General features: G+C 61.6%; 5 protein-coding genes. 4 read left to right on the top strand and 1 reads right to left on the bottom strand.

The window, feature by feature from the left end; genetic code table 11:
• From COGEMETH_RS22605 to COGEMETH_RS22590, 4 genes are all read left to right on the top strand, one after another.
• On the top strand, nt 1-733 hold a 733-nt coding region (locus COGEMETH_RS22605; RefSeq protein WP_507763002.1), incomplete at its 5' end, for an HlyD family secretion protein.
• Nucleotides 734-790: 57 nt separating this feature from the next.
• Nucleotides 791-1,435 (top strand): class I SAM-dependent methyltransferase, encoded by a 645-nt coding sequence (locus COGEMETH_RS22600; protein WP_238184945.1) that lies wholly within the window; start codon nt 791-793, stop codon nt 1,433-1,435.
• Between the two features lie 565 nt (nt 1,436-2,000).
• Nucleotides 2,001-3,293, top strand: coding sequence for an FAD-dependent oxidoreductase (locus tag COGEMETH_RS22595; RefSeq protein ID WP_238184944.1), 1,293 nt, complete (start codon nt 2,001-2,003; stop codon nt 3,291-3,293).
• Between the two features lie 215 nt (nt 3,294-3,508).
• Nucleotides 3,509-4,969, top strand: a complete 1,461-nt coding sequence (locus COGEMETH_RS22590) for a family 16 glycosylhydrolase (protein WP_238184943.1) — start codon at nt 3,509-3,511, stop codon at nt 4,967-4,969.
• A 530-nt stretch (nt 4,970-5,499) separates the two neighbouring features.
• Here the strand turns inward: COGEMETH_RS22590 and COGEMETH_RS22585 are convergent.
• On the bottom strand, nt 5,500-6,395 hold an 896-nt coding region (locus COGEMETH_RS22585; RefSeq protein WP_238184942.1), incomplete at its 5' end, for an IS3 family transposase.

Raw genomic sequence — 6,395 nt, 5'->3', positions numbered from 1 at the left:
GCGCGAGCGGATCGCTTTTCCAGCCGATCTCGCCGCAGACAAGAGCAGTAGCGACCTGCTGCGAGACGAGGAGCTCACCTTCCGCACCCGCCTCGACACGCTCAAAGCGCAGGTCGAGGGGGCTCAGCGCCTGATCGAGCTGTACCGCAACGAAATCACGGCCCTGAATGGCAAGACCCGATCGCAGGAGCGCCAACTCGAGCTGATCAACAAGGAGAAGGAGGGCGTGGCGACCCTGGTGGCCAAGGGCCTCGCAGTGGCGCCACGCCAGTACCTCCTTGAGCGCACGGCCGCAGAAATCGAGAGCAAGCAACTCGACCTCGACACGGCGATCCTGCGAGCCAAGCAGGAGATGACGAAGGCCGAGCGCTCGATCATCGATTTCCGCAACGACCGCCGCCGGGAGATCCTGAGCGATCTCCAGCTTGCGCGGGCCCGGCGGGCGGAGGCCGAGCAGCGCTCCGAGACGGCGCGGACCCTGGTATACGAGGCCGAGACGATCGCCCCACGTCTCATCGCCGACCGGATTCGCAGCCAGCGGGTCGTCCCGGTCTATAGCTTGGTCCGCCAGTCCCACGACGGCCCGCGCACCATTCCAGCCACCGACAGCACCCTGCTCGAGCCCGGCGACGTGGTGAAGGTCGATTCGAACGAGGCCGACACGCAGGCCTCCGCCATGCCCGGCCCCGTCACCGCACGCGAGACGGTCGTGCCCCGCACCCTCGGCCGATGAGCAGGGCACCCGCCCTCGATAATTGTCACCCTCGGCCCTGAATTACAGAGGTGAACCATGCTCGAAGCCACACTCGGACCGTTCATGCGCAGCGCCTCGTTCCGGAAGCGCGTGCGGAACGGCCTCAACGCCGTCGGGTTCGATACGACGGACTGGGTACGTGTCGTCATGTATCGCGAGTGCTTCGCCTTCGTGCGCAGCCTCGATCCTCAACAGCTCGACGCCCTCGAGATCTCGGGCGGCCTGCAATGGAGCCGGGCGTTCGACTTCCGCTCCTATTCCGCCACCGCCTATCCCGGCTTCGACATCTGCGCCGAGACGATGGAGCGCCGATTCGACTTGATCATCGCCGATCAGGTGTTCGAGCACCTGAAATGGCCGATGCGAGCGGGACGCAACGTCTACCAGATGCTACGCCCGGGCGGCCACTTCATTATCTGTACGCCGTTCATGATCCGCGTCCACGCTTCACCGATCGACTGCTCGCGCTGGACCGAACAGGGCCTGTCCTGCCTGCTGCAGGAATGCGGCTTTCCGGAAGACGCCATCACGACCGCGTCCTGGGGCAATCGTGCCTGCGTCAAGTCGAACTTCCTGAAATGGCGCCGCCACGGCTGGTACCGCTCGCTGCGCAACGAGCCTGACTTCCCCGTGATGGTCTGGGCCTATGCCCGCAAGCCCCTCGACGCGCCCGCGGCCTGAGGCGTGGGCCTAACCCGGACCGTCTCGACCTGGCGTGTCGACGCCACGATCGGGCGCTGGTTTACATCAGAACCGTGCCAGAACATCAGCCCACGACATCGGGTGACGCCGGTCCGATGCTCCCGCCACGCGACAGGCGGGATCGCGACGGCATACGCCAGCCGGCGATGCGGCTCGGTGTCACTCATAAAACTCCCGCGGCGTTGCCGTAGCCAGCGGGAGCGCTCCCGGTGATCGGGAGTTCCGTGAAGCGCACTTAGCTCGCCGGATGGTAGGCCATCCCGACACGCCTCGAACGGTCGCGCCTACCGGCGCCTCTGACCTGCGTGAACGTTCGTGTCACCGGGGAAAGATGCAGGCACGAAAACAGAACTTGATCCGTCGCGCAATAAAATGCCATAAATCGCATAGTTTCGTCATGATCCTTTGGGCCGTTCTGCGGTCAGAACGTCATTGGAAGTCGTCTCACTGAGGTTCGGTCGGATACGTATTCGCCTGCGTGCTCTGCTGATTTTGCTGTAGATTTTCATTCGATGCCCTAGCTCTTCGTTCCAAAGATTTGGGGATGACCTTGTCCGAGATCATTCGGTATGACGTGATCATACTGGGCGCCGGCGTCACGGGACTGACGACGGCCGATGTATTAGCGAATCGAGGGCTCAAGGTCTGCCTGATCGACGACTACCCTGAACCTGGGGGCAATCATCTCTCTTGGACGATAGACTCTTTCACCTTCGATATCGGAGCGATATTTTTCTGGACCGACAACCCGATGTTCAAAGTCTTTCCTGGCATGCGGTCCCTGTGTCTTCCGATCGATTACCGCGTCGAGAAGATCTCTCGGCGGGCCAAGGTTGTCGCTTATCCGTTCGATATCCGGAAGGAGCTTCTCTTCCGGTCGCCCCTCTACGTTATGCAGGTCTTCTTTCAGATTGCCCGACAGAGACTTAGCTTCACACGGCGCGTTAGCTCAGTGCGCGATTTCATCCGTTATTATCTGGGGGAAACCCTGCTGCAGGACACAGGGCTGGCCGAGTATTTTACCCGGTTCTACGGCATCCCGCCCCAGGACATCAGCTACGATTTCGCCACCACGCGCATGGGCTGGATTTCCAACAACGCCAGTATTCGCTCCCGGGTCAAGCGATGGGGCGCTCGGCGACAGGTGGGTCAGCACGGCACAGCCTTGGCCCGGCCGAAGCGCGGGTTCGCAGAACTGTATCGTGTGGCGGTCGCCCAACTCGTCGCGAAGAACGTCACGATCATCCTCGATGCCGGCCTAAGCCGGACGACAGTCCAGCCGGCCGGATTCTCGGTGACGACGCGCGACGTCACCGTCTCCGGCGCTCGGCTGATCAGCACGATTCCGCTGGCACGAACGTTGACCCTTCTCGGCCTCGACTCCGAGATAGCGCCGCCGTCGAGCAACCTGACGACGCTATTCTGCAAGTTTCGCGGCGACCGGAATTTCGAATCCGTTGTGCTTTATAACTTTCATTCCGAAGGGTTGTGGAAACGCCTGACCGTCCACTCAGATTATTACGGCATGTCGGAGGGCTGGCAGTATCTCAGCGTCGAGATCACCGATCGGGCCGGCAATTGTCCGCCGGGTCCGTTGTTCGAGGATTTTCAGCGCTCAGTCAGCGCCGTCGGCTTGTTCGACGGCGACCTCGTTCTGGTCGACAGCATCCGCACGGCTTTCGCCTATCCGGTCTACGATATGACAGCCGCAGCCAAGCGTGACGCGAGTATGAGCCTGCTCGACGGTCTGGGGATCGAATTGCTCGGCCGGCAGGGCGCGTTCAAATATATGGCTTCGTCGAAGGTCGCCGTGGACAACGTCCTTCGGTCAATCTGACCTCGTGCGACCCACGAATATCGGATGCATCGGCTCCGATACTAGGAATAAACGCGCATTAAGGGCATAATCGCACGCGTGTGCTCGCGGAATCATAAATTAAACAATTTTTTAATGGATTTGGATTGCAGTCGCCTGGTCTGCACCCGGTTGCGTCCCGCCTTGGCCGGACGGGGTGCCGAGCAAGGTGAACAGAGGACTGCAAAGGGACCTTCATGGCGCGCCCCCCCGATTACACCCTCGTCTTCTCCGATGAGTTCGACCGGCAGAGCATCGCCAATACGACGACCGCGACCGCCAACTGGTACACCGCGCAGGCCTGGGGTGGAGGCTTCGGCGATGCGCAGATCATGCCGACCGGGGGTGCCCACTCGCCGTTCACGACGGTCCTCAAGGGTGGGGAGACCGCCCTTCAGATCGAGATGACACGCAACGCAGCGGGGCAGCTCGAGAGCGGGCTCATCTCGAACGTCTTTCCCGACGGGACCAGCACCACGCCGCAAGACGGTAATCCGTACGGATATTACGAGACCCGGCTCTGGCTGCCCGACGGCCAGGGAATCTGGCCGGCTTTCTGGGCCATCGAGGAAGAGCGGCTGTCCCCGGCCCGGGACCACGTGATCGAATTCGACGTGCTGGAGCATCACGGTACCGCCGCGGCGGACCGATACGGCAGTAACGTGCACGATTGGGATTGGAACGGGACCAGACTGGCCGGCCATACCAGTCAACCCTCCCAGCACGTCGTCGGGAACGACGTCCTGAGTTCCGGCTGGCACACCTACGGGATCGAGATCCGACCCGACGTGATGACCTTCTATATGGACGGGAGCGCCTATTCCACGCGGGCGACGCCGGCCACGCTCGATACCGACCTGATGTTCATGATCAACCTTGCCGCGGGCGGAGGGTGGACCGTCGATCCCGGGTTGAATCACGTCCGGATGTACGTCGATTACTTCCGCGCCTACGAACTCGTCGGCACTCATCCGTCACCGCCCACTGCCCTGACCCTGACCGGTACCAGTGGCAACGACACCTTCCAGGTGACGGCTGCGACGACCATGATTCGCGAGGCTGCCAATGGCGGGTTCGACACGGTCCGTTCAAGCGTCACGTACACGCTCGACGCCAATGTCGAGAAGCTCGTCCTATCGGAGGGGGCGGCGCTCGACGGCACTGGCAACGCCGAGTCCAACCAACTTTTCGGAAACGCCTCTGCCAACGTTCTTTCGGGTCTCGCCGGTAACGATTACCTCTACGGACAGGACGGCGACGATAGGTTGATGGGCGGCCTCGGCAACGACAAGCTCTATGGCGGCGGCGGCAACGACCGGTTGATCGGCGGTGCGGGCACCGACCGGCTGCAGGGCGATGATGGCGCCGACACGTTCATCTTCCAATCCACGTCGGACAGCCTTCCGTATGCACCGGATACGATCATCGGATTCTCTGGGGCAGCGGGTGATCGCATCGATCTCGAGGCTATTGATGCGAATAGTTTGTTGGCCGGAGATCAGGCATTCACCTGGATCGGGTCTGCCCCCTTTAGCGGCGCGGGACAGCTTCGATTTGACAAGGGTATACTCAGTGCCGACATCAATGGCGACCACGTCATGGATTTCGCAGTGAACGTCGGCAACGTCTCCTTAAATCTGGAAAGCTTTATCTCTTAGAAGCTTGGCCGGGCGTCTAATCGATTGGGTTTACCTTAGAACGTCGGGTCTCGGCAGACCATGCTCTGCAGATCGCCTCATACCTCCCGCCATATGTTGACGCCAAGGTAGCGGGCGCGGCCGTTCGATCTACGAGGATCCCGATTGGCTTTGCTCTGGTGTTGACCCACTTGATCTTGACTCCGCTGTCCAGAGCCGCGCCCGCTCCCGGAGGTAGAAAGCCCTGGCAGCGGCCGGCCCCTGATCCATGAAAGGGCGGGGATCATTGCATCCAGGAGGTTCGGTTCGTGCGTGTGGCATCTCTCACGCTGTCAAACAGCATTGGAACGGGACCCCGGATCGGCGCAGAAACGGGAATCTGACTCACTTTCGGTGCAGGTCGGCTTATGGCGCTCCGATCATCCGAGCTTCGAGCAGATCGAGTTTGGTGCGGCCAAACAACTGCCGGTTCACGCGCTTCAGGAGGGTGAGAGGTGGCTCGGTTTGTCTGAACAGCGACCTGGGCCTGGATAAGTGGAATCCTGCCGGGTTCAGGCAGCCGCGGGATGCGGCAACCTGTCGAAGTAGGCTTGATCGGGGGTTCGCCGGTCAAGGCTCGAATGGGGCCTTCGCCCGTTGTAGAAGGCGAGATACCGGCCGATCGAAGCACGCGCCGTGCTCACGGTGTCGTAGGCGCGGAGGTAGACCTCCTCGTACTTGACCGACCGCCACAGGCGCTCGACGAAGATGTTGTCGCGCCATGCGCCCTTGCCGTCCATGCTGATGGCGATCCCGGCCTTCGCCAATACGCTGGTGAAGGCGAGGCTGGTGAACTGCGAGCCCTGATCCGTATTGAAGATCTCCGGCTTGCCGTGCCGAACCATGGCTTCCTCCAGAGCCTCGATACAGAAGTCAGCCTCCATTGTGATCGACAGCCGCCAGGACAGCACCCGGCGACTGAACCAATCGATGATGGCGGCCAAATAGACGAACCCACGCGCCATCGGCACGTAGGTGATGTCCATCGCCCAGACCTGATTGGGTCGGTCGATCATCAGCCCGCGCAGGAGATATGGGTAAATCTTGTGCCCTGGTGCAGGCTTCGAGGTGTTCGGCTTGCGGTAGATCGCCTCGATGCGCAGGCGTTTCATCAGCCTCGCGACATGGCAGCGTCCGATCGTGATACCTTCCGTGTTGAGAAGATCACGCAGCATCCGGCTCCCCGCGAAGGGAAGTTCGAGATGCAGTTCGTCCATCCGCCTCATCACGGCCAGATCGGCTGCTGGGACAGGACGCGGCACATAATACACGCTGCCGCGGCTGATCCCGAGGGCCTTGGCTTGCTGGACGACGGGGAGGTCGTGCCCGCGATCGATCATCGCTTTGCGCTCAGCAATCCGGCCTTGCCGAGCGCGCCGGACAAAAAATCGTTGGTCAGCGTCAACTC

Origin of the sequence: Methylobacterium trifolii (genome assembly GCF_022179685.1) — a bacterium.
Taxonomy (GTDB): Bacteria; Pseudomonadota; Alphaproteobacteria; order Rhizobiales; family Beijerinckiaceae; genus Methylobacterium; species Methylobacterium trifolii.
Note: the sequence above shows the minus strand (reverse complement) of the source record. Positions and strands in the feature narration are given on the sequence as shown.